This window comes from Clostridium fermenticellae (assembly GCF_003600355.1).
Taxonomy (GTDB): domain Bacteria; phylum Bacillota; class Clostridia; order Clostridiales; family Clostridiaceae; genus Clostridium_AV; species Clostridium_AV fermenticellae.
In genome coordinates, this window is sequence record NZ_CP032416.1 from 72,192 (window position 1) to 90,775 (window position 18,584).

An 18,584-nucleotide genomic window follows, 5' to 3' on the forward strand; every position below is an offset into this window, starting at 1 on the left:
GATACACTTTTTAATTTATTATATAATTTAAAGTGCTAATCGCATGTAATACTTGATAGTACACTACCGATACTATCATGAATTACTATATCAGCTTTATTATCGTATGGTGTAGATGATTTATTTATCAATACAAGTTTTGAACCATTAAAATAGTCTATTATGCCTGCTGCGGGATAGACTACTAAAGAAGTACCACCTACGATTAATATATCTGCATCTTGAGTAAATTTAATTGCATTATTTAGTGTATTCATATCTAAACCTTCCTCATAAAGCACAACATCAGGTTTTACAATTCCACCGCATTTATCACATTTTGGAATTACAGATTTTGAATTAATGATGTAGTCTAAATCGAAGGATTTTCCACACTTAGTACAAAAATTTCTGTGTATTGAGCCATGAAGCTCGAATACATTTTTAGATCCTGCCATTTGGTGGAGACCATCTATGTTTTGAGTTATTACAGCTTTAAGTTTGCCAAGCTTCTCTAGTTTTGCTAAAGCATAATGTGCACCATTGGGTTTGGCATTTTTATAGATCATCTTACTTTTATAAAAATTAAAGAAATCTTCTGTATGGGATTTGAAGAAGGAATGACTCAACATAACTTCCGGTGGATAGGAATAGTTATCCTTTGTTTTATATAGACCCGCTTCGGACCTAAAGTCTGGAATATTGGATTCTGTAGATACTCCGGCGCCACCAAAGAAGACTATATTATTGCTTGATTTTATTGCAGATTTTAGATTCTCATAATCCATAACAATCACCTCTCTTAAAATATTATATCATTATTCGAATGTAATATATAAATTTCACCATATATTTAATCAAGAGTTAATTTATCTCTGAGTATAAATTAACTCTTTAGGTGAAAAACTATAAATATTATTAATTTTAAAATTTAGTAATATGCTATTGACAAATATAACTGTGATTGCTAAACTATAGTAGTGTTCTTAATCAGGAGAACATATGGCGCTATAGCCAAGTGGTAAGGCAGAGGTCTGCAAAACCTTTATCCCCAGTTCAAATCTGGGTGGTGCCTCCATTCTTTATATTAGAAGATAGTTTAGCATATGTTAGGCTATTTTTTTGTTGGGCAAATAAAAAAAGAGAAGCCTGACTGCTTCTCTTTCTATTTAAATTATGCACTGGTTTTGCTCACTGAATTGCTATCAGAATGTTTACTTTGTAATAAGCTGTGTTTGTGTGAATATGTCATATAAACAATTGCACCTAGTAGAACCCATGCTCCAAAATATAACCATGTTATTTTGGATAAACTAAACATAAGGAATATGCAAAATGCCATTGCTATTAAAGGCAATAATGGAACTAAAGGTACTCTAAATTCTCTTTTTAAATCTGGATAGCTTTTTCTAAACATTATTAAAGATAGTGCGACGAGTGAAAAGGATCCTAAGAAAATCATATTTGAAAGATCAGCTAACTGTTTTATGTTTACAACACCAGCTAATACAGCACCTATGCATCCTACTACCCAAGTAGATAAAACAGGTACATTAGTCTTTTTATTTAATTTAGAAAAACCTTTTGGTAGAAGTCCATCACGACTCATTGAAAATAGTAGTCTTGATGCACCGAAGAGATATGCAATTATAACTGCTAATATACCAATAACTGCCCCAACTGAAAGTATAGAAGCTGCCCATCCTTGTCCTACAGCACTTAAAGCATAAGCCATAGCATCACCAACGTTGAGATTAGTATAGTTAGTAAGGCCTGTAAGAATTAAGCTGACTACAATGTATATTAATGTACATCCTATCATTGATGCTATAATACCTAAAGGCAAATTTTTCTGTGGGTTTTTTACTTCCTCGGCAGAAGTTGAAACTGCATCAAATCCAGTATAAGCTAGAAATACTGAAGCAGCACCAGCAAATATTCCTTTTACTCCAAATGGCATAAATGGCTGCCATCTTGATGGTTTTACAAAGAATACTCCTACAACTACAAATAAAGCTATGATACCTAATTTTATAAATACTAGAATATTATTAACTTTTTTACTTTCACTTGTTCCTTTAGTTAGTAATAATGTTATGGCTAACATTACAATAATTGCTGGAAGGTTTATGATTCCCCCCTGACCTGGAATGTTTATTAAGGCATGTGGTAAATTTATTCCGCAATTTTTTAATAAACCATTAAAGTATGCAGACCATCCACTACCAACGGTTGCAGCGCATACAGTATATCCTATAAATAGTGACCAACCAACTAAATGTGCTATAAATTCACCTAATGATACATAAATGTAAGAATATGCACTTCCTGATGATGGTATTGATGATGCGAATTCAGAGTAACATAATGCTACAAGCGTACAGGCAATTGCAGAGAAAATGAATGATAAAACTACAGCTGGTCCTGCATCTGTCGCGGCTACAAGCCCTGTTAAAACCATTACTCCTGTTCCAATTGTTGCACCTATACTCATTAAAGTAACATCAAATGCTCCCATAGTTCTTTTTAAAGAACTATTTTTATTGTTTTCCAAAATAGCGTTTACATCTTTTTTTCTAGTAAGATTAAATAAGTCCATGTGGTAACCTCCTTAAAATATGATTATAATTTTAAACATAAAATTATTAGTAAAATGTGTGTAGAAATGTGTTTTATGAGATTAAATAATCAAAAAATAACCGATTAAAATTTAATTATTTTTTTATAATAATGGGTACTCTATAATTATAATAGTGCGAATACAAGATACTTCAAAAATCTTCACAGATCTTCATAAAAAAATAGACTACTTTCAAAAATTTTAAATTTTTGAAAGTAGTCTATAAAAATTCTTCAAATAATTGCTAACTTTCCTCACATTGCAATAACAACCCATCAAAGAAATTACTTATCACTATTTTCCCACCAACCCTACTTTTGCCTTTTATGTAGTCAATTTCAGCTTTTACACTTGCGAAGTCAAACATTCCATTGGAGTAGTCTTGAAAATTTTCACTATAGTAATTTTCCATTTCCATATATGCAAGATTGGTTAAACCTATTTTTATAGTTCTTCTTATTCTTTGTTGTACAGTTTTAGGATTGTCACCAAGAAAAGCACATAAATCGTTAAAATTACATTCCTCAAAGGACTTTTTTGCTTTTAGCAGATAAACACAAATTTTTATAATATCGTTTGTTCCTTTCTTACCAAGCATTCCTAGTCTACTTAAAGTATGTTTTATTATTTTGATATTATCATTTTGAGAATTTTGCTTCTGAGGAGATTCTGTTTTAATTACTTTTTTTATGCCATCCAGCATATTTTCAATTTCAATTTTTTCTGCAACCTTGCTTGTGACTTTTTCTACTTCTATTTTATTAATGGGTTTACTTATGAAAAATTCTATACCAGAATTGTAAGAGTCTCCTACTAAATTTTCATCAGACACTTGTGATATCATGATAAATTTGATCTTTGGCTTAAGCGATTTTACTTTTTTAACTAGACTATTACCATCAAGTTTAGGAAGAAGCAAGTCAACTAATACAATATCGGGATTGCAAAGTAATATCTCATTAAAGGCTGTTTGACCATCATTAGAACTTCCTACTACTTCATAAGATTTATTTTCTTCAATTAGGTTGGTCAATATCTTGACTATATTGACATCATCGTCAATTATGTAATAACGCATAATGTTTACCTCCTTAATGAATTCTCCGGTATTTTTACTATAAAGGTTGTTCCTTTATTTTTCTCTGATTGCACGGTGATAGATCCTTTGAAAACATCTTGCACTAGATCTTTTACTAAAGTTAAACCTATCCCTCTGCATATATTTCCTGTTTCCTTATTATATTTAGTTGAAAAACCAGGATTAAATATAAAATCAAGGTCACCTTTATTTATGCCTGTTCCATTATCAGATACAGTAAATATATAGTTATCGCTTTCTTTCTCAATATTAAGTTTAACCACCCCCTTTTTAGTGTCATCCACAGCTTCTATGGCATTAAAGATAAGATTTTTTATAATTGATACTAAATAAAAATGTTGTGAAACATAAAAATTCTCCTTTATCTTAAAATCAAGTTCTATATTCATATTTGCTGAATTAATATAATCCCTGGTATCTATTTTTAAGATATCTATGATGTCTTTTATATTCATATGCTCATTATCTATTTTTTCATTTGACATATCCTCAAGGCCTCTCATTACTCGTAAATAATCTTTTTTTATCTCATGAACATCTTTGGCAATATCGAGTGTAAGGTCTTTAAGTTTTTCCGGATAGTTATTTTTCGATACAATTTCGTATACAGAAAAGGATTTTCTCATAACATCTTCTACTTCTGAAGCATTTTTATTCATAAAATATATTTCACTTTTAAAGCTGGATGTTAATAATATTAAGTTTCTATATCGTTCTTCATGTTCTTCTTTTATAAGGAATGATTTATAATATTTAAGTCCAATTAATATAATTAAGGCCATTAATGATCTTACACATGCAACTATTAAAAGTGCTCTGATCATGGTACTGTTTTCACCAGTTATTTGGGTTCTGATGCTTATCTCAAGTACATTCGAAATAAAATCGCAGCAGAATGTTGAAAGAATGAATTTCGTCAAGTTCTTTTCTTTTATTTTATAGTATAAAAAATAAAATATAAGCCCATATGCAGTGTAAAATGCTATTTCTGGTGTTGTTATCTTAATAGTTTTTAGAAGGTTGGTATTAGTGGTATAAACTAATATTGATCTATACAGTGTTATAGATACACCTGTTATTATTGCAGTTATTATCGGATTTAATTCGGTATAACTATAAAGAAATACTGAAAATATAACTACTGAAAAAGCTACTGTAAAATTTTTTATCAAAAAATTAAAATAGATTTGAGATGCTATTACTACACCGATTATAACCGTTGCCGTATGTTTTAATTTCTCCATGTATATATTCCTTTCAATTACTTTAAAAAATCGGTATCACAAAAACTGACAGGTATAGAAAGTTAATCTTGCCTGTTAGAATAGTATAAGGCTCTGAAATTTTTTTCAGAGCTTTAAATATAAATTATTATTTTACTATAGGTTCTAATGTCTCTATAATTCCAGATTTAAAATCTATAGAAACCTTTGCACCTATTGGAAGTGTTAGTCTAGGGTAAGAATGTCCACTTTGAATACCAGATAGAGTTGGTTTATTTAAGGATAATAATCTATCAGAGATTACTTCTTTTAATGTTAAACTTCTTTTATAATGTGGAAGGGAGCATTGTGTAAACTGCCCCAAAATAAATGCTTTACAATCCTGAAGTTTATTTGCTAAACGTAACTGAGTGAGCATTCTATCTATTTTATAAGGACTTTCTCCAACATCTTCTATAAATAATATTTTATCCTTTGTATTAAGTTCATAAGGGGTTCCTATAGTGCTCGATATTAAACTTAAATTTCCACCAACTAATTCTCCAGAAATTTTATTTATATTACTTAGGCTTTTAGTAGGAAAATTTTCTGGATTTTGGATAGTGTAATTTTTATATCCATTCATAACTGTGTTAAAAAAACTTTCACAAGTTATTTTATCTGAAAGATTTGAAGTAAGCATTGGTGAATGGAAGGTTATAAGGCCGCATTTAGAAGATATATTATTTAATAGTGTAGTTATATCACTAAAACCTGCAAATATTTTAGGATGATTTTTAACTATATTGAAATCTATCATAGGCAGTATACGCATTGCACCATAACCACCTCTTATGCACATAATCATATCAATGGAATTATCTAGAAACATATTATTAAAATCACTGGCTCTGTCATAATCATTCCCGGCAAGATAACCCCACTTATTGCGTATATATTTGCCTTCTTTAACTTTAAAACCTAGACCTTTAAGGAGCTCTATATTATTTTTTATTTTTTCATAGTCTTCAGGACCAGATGGAGCTATAATACCTATTGTATCACCCTTCTTTAGTCTTTTTGCTATCATCACAAATCACTATCCTTTTAAAATAATTGCTTTTTGCGCAAAATTAGTATAGTAATAAAACATATTAATACAGCTATTGCATACACAATCCAAAATGCATTAGGATTATGAATGAATGGAATTCCAGGAATATTCATGCCAAATGATCCGAATATTATATTTGGTATGGACATTACTATAGTTATAGAGGCGAGAAGTTTCATAACCATATTGAGGTTATTTGATATTACAGAAGCAAATGCATCCATAGTTCCACTCAATATGTTACTATAAATATTAGCCATTTCAATAGCTTGTTTATTTTCTATAATTACATCTTCTAAAATATCTTGATCTTCAGGATATTTTTTTAATAGTTCCAGTTTTAACATTTTCTCAAGTGTAATTTCATTTGACTTGAGTGAGGTTGAAAAATATACAAGTGATTTTTCTAGTGATAGAAGTTGAATTAACTCTTTATTTTTCATTGATCTATGAAGTTTTTGTTCAATCATAAGGCTTTTCTTATCTATTTGTCTTAAGTATAGTAAATAATAACTTGCTATTCTGTATAGTATCTGAAGAATAAACCTTGAGCGTTTAAAAGTAAAAAAAGATTTAATCTTTTTGTCTATAAAATCAGTTAATATTTTACTGTTTTTAAGACAAACTGTTATGATTAAGGAGTCAGTATGAATGATTGCAAGAGGATAAGAATCATACGTTAGTGAATTATCCTCCATTTCAGTAAAAGGAATATCTACTATAACCAAAAGGTTATGCTCCTCTAAGTCTATACGTGAAGTTTCTTCCTCATCTAATGCTGCTTTTAAGAAATCTAAAGGTACATTTGTTTTTTTTGAAACAAGTATAAGTTCTTCCCTGGAAGGGGCAACCAGGTTAATCCAGCAACCAGCTTCAATGCTGTCGGTGGATTTAAGTGTTTGTTCATTATCTATAGTTTTATAAATTGAAATCATAAGATACCTCACTGCTTACTAAATTTAAATATATAATTATTATACATTATAAAATATATTTGTGCAGGATATATTAAAATGGTGCAGGTTCCTTTACACATTTATGTGAACTACAAAAGTCATTTCTTACGTCAAGCATTAAAGAGCGACTTTCTATTAAATCTAATCCTGTCAGAGCAAGTGCTTGAGAAGCTCTAAAAACTTTATCCTGAGCGTAATATGAAACAGTAGCACTGGCAAACTCTTCTGAGGAATATTTAATAGAGTTTCTACTACATATAGATATATATGGATGAATACAAGGTACTATATTGCTAACAGTTCCAAGGCTTAAACTTGAATTTGTATCTTTAGGACCACAGATATCTATTATTCCGCTTTCCTTTAAGTTATGGCTAAATACCCTAGATAATGTTCTATTTGGAATAAATTCATCATAAGGTAGTTCATGCATACATACATTATATTTGATATTCATGAGTTCAGATGTAGTTTTTACGAGTGTACGAATTTTATTTTCTATTTTACAGCATTCAGCCATTTTTGGGGACCGTATATAAAATTTTGATTCGGATTTATCTGGCATAAGATATGGAGAATCGCCTCCGTTTATTATTACACTGTCTATTGATGAATCTTGACCAAGTCCTTTTTTTAAAAGATTTAATGAATTAAAGGTGAATAAACAGGCATCAAGTGCATTATAATTCCTTTGATTCCTATATGAAAGTCCACTTTCACTTTGATATGTTATTTTTAATGGAAGAACTGCCATAGATTTTCCGCTTTCAGCGGTTACTACATCTGGATGTGCCATTAATACCACATCTATATCATTAAATGTACCCTGTTTTGCCATTGTGATTTTAGCACTTCCAACAAATTCACCAGGACATCCGAGAACAATTACGCTGCCATGAATTTTTGGTGTAATTTTTGAAAGAGATGTGGCAGCAGCTATAGACATTGTTGATATTAGATTATGTCCAACTATATGTCCCAAATTTTTAATTGCATCATATTCACATATATAACATATTTTTGGATGACCAGAACCGAATTGAGCATGGAAGGCAGTTGGAATATCAAGGTATTTCTCTATAACTTCAAAACCATTGGATTTTAAAATATTAATTAAATAATTACAAGCTTTGTATTCATGGAAACTTTCCTCTGGATTATTGTAAAGATATTTAGATAAATCAGCAATTTCATTTCGTATAGAACTTAGATATGAGATTATACTTTGTTTCATTTCAATTTACCTCCAATAATGTGTAAACTTAATCTACTTAAAGTCTTGCTCTATTTATTATTAACACAACCTTTTTCGTTTATACGTATGAAATATATTACGATTTTATACTGCTTTATTTATGTGGACAAATTAAGTTTTTGTAAGTAACTGAATATTATATTAATTAGAGGTAATAATTTTTAATAGTAAATTATGATGGGAGGATTTAAATGAAAAAACAAAGATGTATCATATGTGGCAAGCCTATGAATAATGGTATAATTATATATAGAAGAAAGATATGTAAATGTTGTGAAGAACGATTACTTAATATGGAGTGTAATACTGATTTTTATAAATACTATATGGAATGTATAAAAAAGAATTTAGTACCGGTAATCATAAGAGGAGAGGAATTAAAGTGTCAAAATTACCACTATTAGATGGGGTTTTAAGATATGTAGATAAAAATAATAAGTTATTTTGTATGCCAGGACATAAAGGAGGAAAAGGTTTTTTAACTACAAGTATTGGAAGAAAGTTTATTAAAAATATGTCTAAGGTTGATATTACAGAAGTAAATGGACTGGATAATCTCCATAAACCGAGCGGAATTATTAAGGATTCATTAAAGGCACTTAGTAATTTTTATGGAAGTAAGAAATCATATTTTTTAGTCAACGGAAGTACATCAGGTAATTTTATAATGATATTTAGTGCATTTAATGAGGGAGATAAGGTGCTTGTAGAGAGGAATTGCCATAGATCTGTGTTTAACGCTATAATTATGAGAAAATTAAAACCTATATATATAAATAGTACTATAGATAAAAGGTTAAATGCACCAGCCTTTATAGATTTAGATGATTTTTCGAGAAAGATAGATAAAAATAAGGATGCTAAAGGTATAATAGTTACTTATCCGAATTACTATGGATTATGTTCTAATCTTGAATATATTATAGAGAAAGCAAAAATTAATAAAATGAAAGTACTTGTTGATTCCGCACATGGGGCACATTTTGAAGTACACAAGGATTTACCAAAGAGCGCCTTACAATTAGGTGCTGATATGGTTGTAGCAAGTTCTCATAAAACGCTTCCAAGTTTAACACAAACTGCGTATTTACATATCAATAATTTAGAAGATATCCAAAGTATTGATTTTTATACGAGCATGTTTTTAAGTACAAGCCCCTCTTATATTCTCATGTGTTCTATGGATTATGCACGTTTTTTCTTAGAAAAATATGGCAATGAAGCATATGATAAATTATTAAATATGTGTAGATATTATAGAGAGATGATAAATACAATAGACGGTATAAGTGTACTGGATAGAAATTATTTTATAGGTAGTTCAAATTTTTTTTATGATATTGATGAAACGAGATATATAATGAATTTAGATAAAGGATATAGTTCATATAAACTTTTGAATTATTTAAGGGAAAACAATATACAAGCTGAGATGAATGATGGTTCTAATGTTATACTTATTTTTTCACCATTTAATTATGAAGATGATTTCCGTGTTTTATATGATGTCTTGAAAAAGTGTAATTTGGAAAAATTAAAGAGTAAGGAATTTGAGATATTGAAACCTCATATACCGAATTATAAGTTTTTACCATTTGAAGTTTTGAATATGGGGAAAAAGTCCATAAACTTAGAGGAAGCTTTAGGAAAAGTTAGTGCTGAAAATATAGTTCCATATCCGCCAGGAATACCGATTTTAAATATGGGTGAAGTTATAGATATAGAAACTATAAATTATATAAAGTATTATGTAGATAATAACGCGGAAATTTTAGGATTAAATGATGGAAAAATAAAAATAGTAAAGTAATTTTGAGGGGGAAAACATATGAATAAAAAAGGCAAACTTATAGTAATAGAAGGATGTGATGGCAGCGGAAAAGCAACACAAACTCAGATGCTTTATAATAGATTTGTAGATGAAAAATTTAATGTAAGAAAAGTTGAATATCCTAATTATAAAAGTGATTCATCAGCACTTGTTAAAATGTACCTTAATGGTACGTTTGGGACTAAACCAGAAGATGTAAATTCATATGTTGCATCCACATTTTATGCTGTAGATAGATTTGCTTCATATAAAACTGATTGGAAAGATTTTTATGATAATGGAGGTATTGTAATAGCTGATAGATATACAACATCTAATATGATACATCAGGCTTCAAAGATTAATGATAAATTAGCTAAAGATAAGTTCTTAAACTGGCTTTGGAATTTTGAGTTTAATTTGTTCAGTCTTCCAGTACCAGACTGTGTAATTTTTTTGGATATGCCTCCGGAATATAGTTTTGATCTTATGAAAGATAGAAAAAATAAAATAAATGGTGAAAATATTAAAGATATACATGAGAGAGATATTAATTATTTAAAAAAATCTTATGATAATAGTAAGTATGTAGCGGATAAATATGCTTGGAATATCATAGATTGTATAGAAAATAGTAGAATAAAAAGTATTCAGAAAATACATAATGATGTTTATAAAACTTTAAGAAATCATTTGAATCTATAGAATAAAATATTAGATTAAAATTTATTTTAATACATAAATTTCATACAAAATTATGATAAAATTAGGTTAATAAATATATTATTTATTAACATTATAAAAGGGGAGATGAGTTTCATGAAATTAATAATAGCTATTGTTCAAGATAATGATGCTAGTGCGTTAATAAATACTTTAACTGACTTAGGATTTAAAGTTACTAAATTAGCTACAACAGGCGGATTTTTGAAAGCCGGTAATACGACTTTGCTTGTTGGAGTTGAAGCAGAAAAAGTAGATGAAGTCATATCTCAAATAGATAAAGTATGCAAGACTAGAAATCAAGTTGTTACAACTCCGTCACCTGTTGCTGGATCAACTGGTATATATGTACCTTATCCTATGGAGGTTGAAGTTGGAGGCGCGAATATATTTGTGGTTGATGTAGATAAGTTTATTAAAATTTAGTGGAGGTAATAATTTAGTGACATTTGATGAAATAATAGGATATGAAAGTATTAAAAATCAAATGTCTATTTCTATAGAAAATAATACCTTTTCCCATGCTCATTTGATATCAGGTGAGGATGGGATAGGTAAAAGTATTATTGCAAGGGCGGCAGCAGAACAATTTTTATTAAGACAGGGACTTCATGGATTTAAAGCAGATATAGTGGAATTTAAATTACTTGAGGATAAAAAATCTATAGGAATAGATGAGATAAAGGATATAATATGTGAAGCGAATAAAAAACCGATTGTTGGAAATAACAAAGTTATAATAATATATAAAGCTGATACAATGACAGAGCCTGCCCAAAATGCATTATTGAAAACTGTGGAAGAACCTAAAGATGGAATAGTTATAATAATGTTATGTGAAAAACTTGATTTGATATTAGATACTATAAAATCAAGATGCCAAATTCATAAATTAAATAGGTTAAGAGAGGAAGAAATGAGGATATTTTTGAAACGTAAATTTCAAGATTTATCTGATGAATATATAAATTCAGTATGTGCATTTAGTGATGGTGTACCTGGGAGAGCGGAAAAGTTTATAGAGGATGATGTATTTTATGAAATCAGAAATAAGATTTTAGAGGTGTTAAAAAATTCTGGAAGAGATGAGTTTAGAGAAGTATTTCATTATAGAAATTTTTTTATAGAAAATAAGAATGAGTGGAAGGATATATTTACATGTTTATTATCTTATATAAGAGATGCGCTAGTGTATAAGGAAACAGGAAATAGCAGTATAGTTGTAAATATAGATAAGTTTAATGATATAAAAATTATAGCGGAGGAATTCTCATTTAATAAGTTGATAAAGATTATAGATATAGTTAAAAATACACGCAGCAAATTAGAAAAAAACGTAAATTTTGCATTGGTTTTTGATTCAATGCTCTTAAGTATGCAGGAGGTATAATATGGTAACAGTAGTAGGTGTAAGATTCAAAAAAGCCGGGAAGATATATTATTTTTCACCAAAGAATTTAGATGTGAAGAAGGGTGATAAGGTTATAGTAGAAACTGCAAGAGGAATAGAGTTTGGAGAATGTGTAGTGGGACTTAAAGAGGTTCAAGATGAGAAAATTGTTTCTCCACTTAAAAATGTCATCAGGGTAGCTACGGGTGATGATGTAAATAAACATGATGAAAATAAAGCTAAAGAAAAGGAAGCTTTTGATATATGTTTGGAGAAAATAGAAAAGCATAATTTAAAAATGAAACTTATAGATGTTGAGTATACTTTTGATAATAATAAAGTTATATTTTATTTTACAGCAGATGGAAGAATAGATTTTAGAGAATTAGTAAAAGATTTGGCATCTATTTTTAGAACTAGAATAGAACTTAGGCAGATTGGCGTTAGGGATGAAGCAAAAATGGTAGGAGGTTTAGGTGCATGTGGAAGGACAATGTGTTGTTCAACTTTTTTAGGTGATTTTGCTCCTGTATCTATCAAAATGGCTAAAGAACAAAATTTATCGCTAAATCCTACTAAAATATCAGGAATATGCGGAAGACTTATGTGTTGTTTGAATTATGAGCAGGAAACATACGAAAAAATAAGAAAGAAGTTACCTAAGGTAAAGTCTATTGTTGATACAGCTTATGGTAAAGGAGAGGTAATGTCAAATTCTGTAGTAAAGGAAAGTGTAAAGGTTAAAATAAAGATTGAAGACGGTGATGATATAGTTGAAGAGATTCCTATAGATGCAGTTACACTTATTTCGGGAGGTTATGAAGGAGCTGTAAATGAGGAAGATATAAAAATAGATGTACAAGATTCTGAGGATGCACATATAATGAAGGAATTGTTCAAGGATAATTAGGGAGGTATATTATGAAATCCGTACTAAAAGTTTGCAATATAAATACAGTTAATGATGTAGTTAAGATAAAAACGGCAATTTCAAATAATTCTGGGGTAATTGCTTGCCAGATAAATAAAGAAAATGGAGAAGTAAGTGTGGTGTATGATGATCACTTTGTGAACAATGAACTTTTAATACAATCAATTGAAAATTTAGGTTATGTAGTATTCTAAAATTTACTTTAAAAATCAAGTTAAACGTGGTAAAATATAAGTCAGATGTACAATATCTAATTTTTAAGGAGGTGCTACATATGGCATATAAAATTTCAGATGCTTGCGTAAGCTGTGGAGCATGTGCTTCAGAGTGCCCGGTAAGTGCTATAAGTCAAGGAGATACTCAATTTGTAATAGATGCAGGAACTTGCATTGATTGTGGAAATTGTGCTAATGTTTGTCCAGTAGGAGCACCAGCACAAGAATAATTTTAAGAAAAAGGCTGTCTTAATTGATGGTCTTTTTTTAATGTTATACGATATAAAGGTTAAAATATAATAAACGAGTATTTATATGTATATATATATTTATATTTTGTTGCTGAAACTTTAATTGAATGGAGGATAAAAATGGATATATCTGTTGTTATTTTTATCATATTTGGATTTGGTTCTGTTATAGCAGGTTTCCTGGTTGAAAAAGGAAGTTTACTAGGACTTGTAGGACTAGCACCATTTTTAATAGTATTCGGAGGAACAGCTGGTGCAGTTGGACTTACATTTCCCTCAGATGTTCTAAAACGTCTGCCGGGAATATTAAAAGTAATTATAAATCCAAGAAAAATTGATTTGCCGGGACTTGTAGCGTATTTTAAAGATGTTTCTTATAAAACAAGAAAAAATGGATTATTAAGTTTAGAAGGAGAAGTATCCAGTGATCCTAATTTAGATCCATTTATAAAAAAAGGACTTCAACTTGTAGTGGATGGTGTAGACCCACAGGCAGTTAGGAGTATTTTAGAGCTGGAGTTAGAGACTACATCGGAAAGACATAGAAAGGGTGCTGCTATTTTTGAGCAGGCAGGTGGATACTCACCGACTCTTGGAATTATAGGTACAGTAATGGGATTAGTACATATTTTAGCAGATTTATCTGATCCAACTTCATTGGGCCCTAAGATTTCATCTGGTTTTCTGGCTACATTATATGGTTTAGCAGCTGCAAACTTGTTATTTTTGCCTGTAGCAACAAGATTAAAAGCTATAGATGAAAAAGAATATAATGAAAAATCTCTTATAATTGAGGCAATATTATATGTTCAGGAGGGAATAAATCCTAATACAATAGCAGAAAAATTAAAAGGATTCTTAAGTAAAGCCGAAACAGTTAAATTTGAAGGAATGGATGGTAAAGTGAAAGAATGAAGAAAAAAAAGCGTGAAGAACATACGAATAGTGAAAGGTGGCTTCTTAGTTATTCAGACTTTATGACTTTACTTATGATACTTTTTGTTGTTTTATATGCTATGAGTAGTATAGATCAGGCTAAGTTTGCACAATTGTCTCAGTCTCTAAATATGGCTATGGGTGGAGGTAAGTCTATAATAGCGAAAGAAAATGGAACAGATGCAAATAAAAAGACAACCCCTATAGATACTAATGTACAGCAGAGTGAACAAGCTAAAATGCAGGATTTAAAGAAGCAGGTTGATAAATACTTGAAGGATAATAATATGAGCAGCAGTGTGTCAACTCAGCTAGATCAAAGAGGGCTTATAGTAAGTTTAAATAATACTCTGTTTTTTGATACAGGAAATGCTGATATAAAACCTGATTTTCAGAATGAGTTAATAGGAATAGCCAAGATATTAAATCAAATTAAGAATAATATAAGAATAGAAGGTCATACTGATACAGTACCTATAAGCAATAGTCAATTTTCTTCAAATTGGCAATTGTCATGTGCGAGAGCAGCTAATGTAACTCAGTTTCTGATAGATAAGGCCGGTATTCCGGCAAATAAATTGTCTGCAGTGGGATATAGTGAATATAGGCCAGTAAGTGATAATTCTACTGAGGAAGGAAGAGCCAAGAATAGAAGGGTTGATATAATAATAGAAAATAGTGAATTTAATAAGATAGACAATAATGTAAAAGGAAATTCAAGTAATACTAATACAAACTCTAATGATAATACCAATAGCTCTGATAATACTAAGTGATACAAATAATTAATAAAAAGATGCGCTTTTATTTTAAAAGGGTATCTTTTTTGTTATAATCAGTACGTGATAATAACATATCAATGTAACATAAGTAATCTGTTATTACACTTGAACTTATTTACAGGGAAATATTATAATATTTTTATGTATAGAAGAGAGGAAAGGTTTATGAAAAATAAATTTATAAATATAGATGAAACACTAGATGATTTACAGCTTAATAATATATTTATTATACAAAAAAAGGATGCTTTTAGGTTTGGAGTTGATGCAGTGCTGCTTGCTAATTTTGTGAAAGATAAAAGAAATGCAAAAGTAATAGATCTTTGCACAGGGACAGGTATAATCCCATTTATATTGTCTCAGAAAACTAAAGTATCAGATATAACAGGTATTGAGATACAAGAAGAAATGGTAGATATGGCAAGTAGATCCGTTTTATTTAATAGATTAGAAGGTAAAATAAGGTTTATAAATCATGATCTGAGAGATATAAAGTTTGTTAAAGGACTTGAGAAAGTTGATATAGTTACTGTAAACCCACCATATAAATTAAAAGGATCTGGTATTATAAATTCAAATGATAAAAATGCTATAGCTAGACATGAGATATGCTGTACTTTAGAGGATGTAGTTAAAGCTAGTAAAGTTCTTTTGACCCATAATGGAAAGTTTTATATGATACATAGACCTGATAGATTGGTTGATATTATGTGTATTATGAGGAAATATAAAATTGAACCTAAATTTATAACTATGATATATCCTAATGTAAAAAAGGCACCTAACATGGTTTTAGTAGAGGGACAAAATAATGGAGGAAAATTCTTAAGGTGGGGAGAACCAATTTATATACATAGTTTAGATGGAAGTTATACTGATCAGATTGAAAAAATATATGGAAGAAATTAAAAGTAGAGGAAGGCAATAATTATGTATGGAAAATTATATTTAGTTCCAACTCCGATAGGAAATTTGCAGGATATAACGCTTAGGGCGCTGGATACTTTAAGAAATGTTGATATAATAGCAGCAGAAGACACAAGACAAACCTTAAAGCTTTTAAATCACTTTGACATAAAAAAATCGTTGATTTCCTATCATAAGTATAATGAGTATGAAAAAGGTGATTATATAATAGAAAAGTTAAAACAGGGATTGAATATAGCAATTGTCAGTGATGCTGGAACCCCTGGAATATCAGATCCGGGAAGCGTTATTGTATCAAAATGTATAAGTCAGGGAATGGAATTTGAGGTGTTAACTGGTGCAACGGCTATAACTACAGCGTTAGTTTATTCTGGTATGGATACAACTAAGTTTATATTTAGAGGATTTTTACCGAGAGATAATAAAGAAAGATCTGCAGTAATTGATTCTTTAAAAAATAGGATGGAAACATTAATTTTTTATGAAGCTCCTCATAGAATAAAAAATACTTTGAAGTTTTTAAGGGAAAATTTAGGAAATAGAAATATAGCTGTATGTAGAGAACTCACTAAACTTCATGAAGAGGTTTTGAGAATGAGTTTAGATGATGCATTAGATTATTTTGCGGACAGGGATATAAAAGGAGAATTTGTGTTAGTGGTTAAAGGTAAGAGTGAAGAAGAAATAAATAAAGATGAAGAAGCATTATGGGATAAAATTACAATAGATGAACATATAAAAATGTATATTAAAAAGGGATTAAGTAAAAAAGAGGCCGTGAAGAAGGTTGCAAAAGACAGAAACTTACCAAAATCCGAGATATATAAGTATTCAATTGGAATGTGATATATGTTCTTATTTGAAAGTTTAATAATAAAATCATTAAATAAGATTAAAATTAATATTTAAAAGTAGTTATATTGTTATATTAAAAAGAATAGTATCTCAAAGTTGAGATACTATTCCTTTTAATGTATAATATAAATGTGCATCTAAAATTTAAAGGATAATCATAATTTTAGTGCTTTTAATTTGCGTATAATTTGTATATGTAAAGAACTTTGAAAAAGGCTAGTCGCAGCAAATAATAAAAGTAAATAATCAACTTAATATTCTGGATATAACTAAAATTGAATTTTTGCGCTTTAAAGCGGTCATTTTTTAAAACGTTTCTAAAATATGATCCTTTATTTTAAATATTGTAATATAAATTATAATTAATATAGTTCTAAATATCAATAATTTCTGCAGTAAATTATTAAGGTTTTAAAAGATATAACATAGTTGCTTTTTTCATCAATTAAGGAGGAGAAAAATGAACAGAAGAATGGTATCTATAGCTTTGGCTTTGACATTAGCTCTAGGAGTTAGCGGGAATGCACTAGCATCTACGACTGATGATTCTGCATCATTAAAACAAATTCAGGATCAGAGACAGGAATTAGAAATAAAAACAGAACAATTGGACAACCAAATAACTCAGGCTATGCAGCAAATACAGGATAATAAAGATAAGATTGCTGAGATAGCAAAAGAAATAGAACAAAATCAAGCTGATTTGGATGAAGCACAAGGCCAAATAGAAAATCAACAGGAATCGTTCAATCAAAGAGCAAAATCTATGTATATAAATGGTAATGATGGCTATTTAGGTGTAATATTAGATTCTCAAAATTTAAATGATTTCGTAGCTAGAGTTGATAATATCAAAAAAATAATGGGATATGATAAACAAGTAGTAGATGATTTAAATAATAAGAAAGACTTAATAGAAAGTAAAAAACAAACCTTATGTGACCAGAATAATCAATTAATATCACTTAAAGCTGATAATGAAAAGAAGTTAGCACAATTAAGTAGTGATAAGTCACAGGAAACTGAATTGCTGGCAAGTTTAACACAAAAAGAAAAACAGCTAACATCTGAAAACGAAGTTTCTGAATCGACATCACTTTCAAGGGGCGGAGCTAGTGTATCTTCAAATGCTGTAGTTGCCTATGCTTCAAATTTCCTTGGAACTCCATATGAATGGGGAGGAAATGGGCCAAGCTCATTTGACTGTTCAGGTTTTACTTGTTATGTATTTGCACATTTTGGAGTTAGTCTGCCCAGGGTAGCATCTGATCAACAAAATGTTGGAACTGCGGTATCAAAAGATAATTTACAACCTGGTGACTTAGTATTTTTTGGTTCAACAGCATATCATGTGGGAATTTATGTTGGTAATGGATCTTATATAAATGCACCTAAAACAGGGGATGTTGTTAAAATATCATCAATAGACAGATCCGATTACAGTGGTGCTAGGAGAGTTTTATAATTAATTATATAAGTCTGTAAAATTGTACATATGGAATTATATAGATGTTGTATATATTTACTATAATTCCACAT

The 18,584-nt window shown here is 29.6% G+C and carries 20 protein-coding genes and 1 tRNA gene; 14 read left to right on the forward strand and 7 right to left on the reverse strand.

The features are described 5' to 3' along the window. Nucleotides 1-35: 35 nt before the first annotated feature. On the reverse strand, nucleotides 36-776 hold the full coding sequence (locus tag D4Z93_RS00355; RefSeq protein WP_423243036.1) for an NAD-dependent protein deacylase: 741 nt from the start codon (nucleotides 774-776) through the stop codon (nucleotides 36-38). Nucleotides 777-983: 207 nt separating this feature from the next. On the opposite strand from D4Z93_RS00355, the gene D4Z93_RS00360 reads away from it, so the two are divergent. After that, nucleotides 984-1,057, forward strand: a tRNA-Cys gene (locus D4Z93_RS00360). 96 nt (nucleotides 1,058-1,153) lie between these two features. On the opposite strand, the gene D4Z93_RS00365 is transcribed toward D4Z93_RS00360, so the two are convergent. The 6 genes from D4Z93_RS00365 to D4Z93_RS00390 form a co-directional block, all read right to left on the reverse strand. Then, on the reverse strand, nucleotides 1,154-2,578 hold the full coding sequence (locus D4Z93_RS00365; RefSeq protein ID WP_119969807.1) for an amino acid permease: 1,425 nt from the start codon (nucleotides 2,576-2,578) through the stop codon (nucleotides 1,154-1,156). A gap of 265 nt (nucleotides 2,579-2,843) precedes the next feature. Beyond that, entirely contained in the window at nucleotides 2,844-3,677 is an 834-nt protein-coding gene (locus D4Z93_RS00370; RefSeq protein ID WP_119969808.1) for a DNA-binding domain-containing protein, read from the reverse strand. A 5-nt stretch (nucleotides 3,678-3,682) separates the two neighbouring features. Beyond that, nucleotides 3,683-4,942 carry an ATP-binding protein gene (locus tag D4Z93_RS00375; protein ID WP_119969809.1) on the reverse strand — a complete coding sequence of 420 codons (1,260 nt, stop codon included), beginning with the start codon at nucleotides 4,940-4,942 and terminating at the stop codon, nucleotides 3,683-3,685. A 127-nt stretch (nucleotides 4,943-5,069) separates the two neighbouring features. Beyond that, on the reverse strand, nucleotides 5,070-5,990 hold the full coding sequence (locus tag D4Z93_RS00380) for a S66 peptidase family protein (RefSeq protein WP_119969810.1): 921 nt from the start codon (nucleotides 5,988-5,990) through the stop codon (nucleotides 5,070-5,072). Nucleotides 5,991-6,007: 17 nt separating this feature from the next. Next, nucleotides 6,008-6,949 (reverse strand): magnesium transporter CorA family protein, encoded by a 942-nt coding sequence (locus tag D4Z93_RS00385; RefSeq protein ID WP_119969811.1) that lies wholly within the window; start codon nucleotides 6,947-6,949, stop codon nucleotides 6,008-6,010. 73 nt (nucleotides 6,950-7,022) lie between these two features. Next, nucleotides 7,023-8,204, reverse strand: a complete 1,182-nt coding sequence (locus tag D4Z93_RS00390; RefSeq protein ID WP_119969812.1) for a zinc-binding metallopeptidase family protein — start codon at nucleotides 8,202-8,204, stop codon at nucleotides 7,023-7,025. Nucleotides 8,205-8,416: 212 nt separating this feature from the next. Between D4Z93_RS00390 and D4Z93_RS00395 the strand changes: the two genes are divergently transcribed. The 13 genes from D4Z93_RS00395 (at nucleotide 8,417) to D4Z93_RS00455 (ending at nucleotide 18,510) form a co-directional block, all read left to right on the forward strand. Beyond that, on the forward strand, nucleotides 8,417-8,629 hold the full coding sequence (locus tag D4Z93_RS00395; RefSeq protein ID WP_119969813.1) for a sigma factor G inhibitor Gin: 213 nt from the start codon (nucleotides 8,417-8,419) through the stop codon (nucleotides 8,627-8,629). Then, nucleotides 8,608-10,035, forward strand: coding sequence for an aminotransferase class I/II-fold pyridoxal phosphate-dependent enzyme (locus D4Z93_RS00400; RefSeq protein ID WP_119969814.1), 1,428 nt, complete (start codon nucleotides 8,608-8,610; stop codon nucleotides 10,033-10,035). The genes D4Z93_RS00395 and D4Z93_RS00400 overlap by 22 nt, the downstream gene beginning before the upstream one ends. Nucleotides 10,036-10,053: 18 nt before the next feature. Then, complete coding sequence (locus tag D4Z93_RS00405) at nucleotides 10,054-10,740, forward strand: dTMP kinase (RefSeq protein WP_119969815.1); 687 nt, start codon at nucleotides 10,054-10,056, stop codon at nucleotides 10,738-10,740. Between the two features lie 114 nt (nucleotides 10,741-10,854). Continuing rightward, nucleotides 10,855-11,184, forward strand: coding sequence for a cyclic-di-AMP receptor (locus D4Z93_RS00410; RefSeq protein WP_119969816.1), 330 nt, complete (start codon nucleotides 10,855-10,857; stop codon nucleotides 11,182-11,184). Between the two features lie 16 nt (nucleotides 11,185-11,200). Beyond that, nucleotides 11,201-12,148, forward strand: coding sequence for a DNA polymerase III subunit delta' (locus D4Z93_RS00415; RefSeq protein WP_119969817.1), 948 nt, complete (start codon nucleotides 11,201-11,203; stop codon nucleotides 12,146-12,148). Nucleotide 12,149: 1 nt separating this feature from the next. Then, nucleotides 12,150-13,058 carry a PSP1 domain-containing protein gene (locus tag D4Z93_RS00420; RefSeq protein WP_119969818.1) on the forward strand — a complete coding sequence of 303 codons (909 nt, stop codon included), beginning with the start codon at nucleotides 12,150-12,152 and terminating at the stop codon, nucleotides 13,056-13,058. Between the two features lie 11 nt (nucleotides 13,059-13,069). Further along, nucleotides 13,070-13,273, forward strand: a complete 204-nt coding sequence (locus D4Z93_RS00425; RefSeq protein ID WP_119969819.1) for a heavy-metal-associated domain-containing protein — start codon at nucleotides 13,070-13,072, stop codon at nucleotides 13,271-13,273. 80 nt (nucleotides 13,274-13,353) lie between these two features. Continuing rightward, the gene (locus D4Z93_RS00430) at nucleotides 13,354-13,524 is read left to right on the forward strand and encodes a DUF362 domain-containing protein (RefSeq protein ID WP_119969820.1); all 171 of its coding nucleotides are present in this window, start codon (nucleotides 13,354-13,356) and stop codon (nucleotides 13,522-13,524) included. Between the two features lie 141 nt (nucleotides 13,525-13,665). Then, nucleotides 13,666-14,460: a flagellar motor protein gene (locus tag D4Z93_RS00435; RefSeq protein WP_119969821.1), complete on the forward strand. Its 795-nt coding sequence runs from the start codon at nucleotides 13,666-13,668 to the stop codon at nucleotides 14,458-14,460. Further along, nucleotides 14,457-15,257 (forward strand): OmpA/MotB family protein, encoded by an 801-nt coding sequence (locus D4Z93_RS00440; protein ID WP_119969822.1) that lies wholly within the window; start codon nucleotides 14,457-14,459, stop codon nucleotides 15,255-15,257. The genes D4Z93_RS00435 and D4Z93_RS00440 overlap by 4 nt, the downstream gene beginning before the upstream one ends. 171 nt (nucleotides 15,258-15,428) lie before the next feature. Further along, nucleotides 15,429-16,172 carry a tRNA1(Val) (adenine(37)-N6)-methyltransferase gene (locus D4Z93_RS00445; RefSeq protein ID WP_119969823.1) on the forward strand — a complete coding sequence of 248 codons (744 nt, stop codon included), beginning with the start codon at nucleotides 15,429-15,431 and terminating at the stop codon, nucleotides 16,170-16,172. Between the two features lie 21 nt (nucleotides 16,173-16,193). Next, nucleotides 16,194-17,036, forward strand: coding sequence for a 16S rRNA (cytidine(1402)-2'-O)-methyltransferase (rsmI, locus tag D4Z93_RS00450; protein ID WP_119969824.1), 843 nt, complete (start codon nucleotides 16,194-16,196; stop codon nucleotides 17,034-17,036). A gap of 469 nt (nucleotides 17,037-17,505) precedes the next feature. Continuing rightward, on the forward strand, nucleotides 17,506-18,510 hold the full coding sequence (locus tag D4Z93_RS00455; RefSeq protein ID WP_119969825.1) for a C40 family peptidase: 1,005 nt from the start codon (nucleotides 17,506-17,508) through the stop codon (nucleotides 18,508-18,510). Nucleotides 18,511-18,584 lie beyond the last annotated feature (74 nt).

Bases quoted from the DNA above. Each gene is read 5' to 3' on its own strand.
- D4Z93_RS00365 (WP_119969807.1), bottom strand. From the start codon at position 2,578: ATGGACTTATTTAATCTTACTAGAAAAAAAGATGTAAACGCTATTTTG.
- D4Z93_RS00370 (WP_119969808.1), bottom strand. From the start codon at position 3,677: ATGCGTTATTACATAATTGACGATGATGTCAATATAGTCAAGATATTG.
- D4Z93_RS00375 (WP_119969809.1), bottom strand. From the start codon at position 4,942: ATGGAGAAATTAAAACATACGGCAACGGTTATAATCGGTGTAGTAATA.
- D4Z93_RS00380 (WP_119969810.1), bottom strand. From the start codon at position 5,990: ATGATAGCAAAAAGACTAAAGAAGGGTGATACAATAGGTATTATAGCT.
- D4Z93_RS00385 (WP_119969811.1), bottom strand. From the start codon at position 6,949: ATGATTTCAATTTATAAAACTATAGATAATGAACAAACACTTAAATCC.
- D4Z93_RS00390 (WP_119969812.1), bottom strand. From the start codon at position 8,204: ATGAAACAAAGTATAATCTCATATCTAAGTTCTATACGAAATGAAATT.
- D4Z93_RS00395 (WP_119969813.1), top strand. From the start codon at position 8,417: ATGAAAAAACAAAGATGTATCATATGTGGCAAGCCTATGAATAATGGT.
- D4Z93_RS00405 (WP_119969815.1), top strand. From the start codon at position 10,054: ATGAATAAAAAAGGCAAACTTATAGTAATAGAAGGATGTGATGGCAGC.
- D4Z93_RS00410 (WP_119969816.1), top strand. From the start codon at position 10,855: ATGAAATTAATAATAGCTATTGTTCAAGATAATGATGCTAGTGCGTTA.
- D4Z93_RS00420 (WP_119969818.1), top strand. From the start codon at position 12,150: ATGGTAACAGTAGTAGGTGTAAGATTCAAAAAAGCCGGGAAGATATAT.
- D4Z93_RS00425 (WP_119969819.1), top strand. From the start codon at position 13,070: ATGAAATCCGTACTAAAAGTTTGCAATATAAATACAGTTAATGATGTA.
- D4Z93_RS00430 (WP_119969820.1), top strand. From the start codon at position 13,354: ATGGCATATAAAATTTCAGATGCTTGCGTAAGCTGTGGAGCATGTGCT.
- D4Z93_RS00435 (WP_119969821.1), top strand. From the start codon at position 13,666: ATGGATATATCTGTTGTTATTTTTATCATATTTGGATTTGGTTCTGTT.
- D4Z93_RS00440 (WP_119969822.1), top strand. From the start codon at position 14,457: ATGAAGAAAAAAAAGCGTGAAGAACATACGAATAGTGAAAGGTGGCTT.
- D4Z93_RS00445 (WP_119969823.1), top strand. From the start codon at position 15,429: ATGAAAAATAAATTTATAAATATAGATGAAACACTAGATGATTTACAG.
- rsmI (WP_119969824.1), top strand. From the start codon at position 16,194: ATGTATGGAAAATTATATTTAGTTCCAACTCCGATAGGAAATTTGCAG.
- D4Z93_RS00455 (WP_119969825.1), top strand. From the start codon at position 17,506: ATGAACAGAAGAATGGTATCTATAGCTTTGGCTTTGACATTAGCTCTA.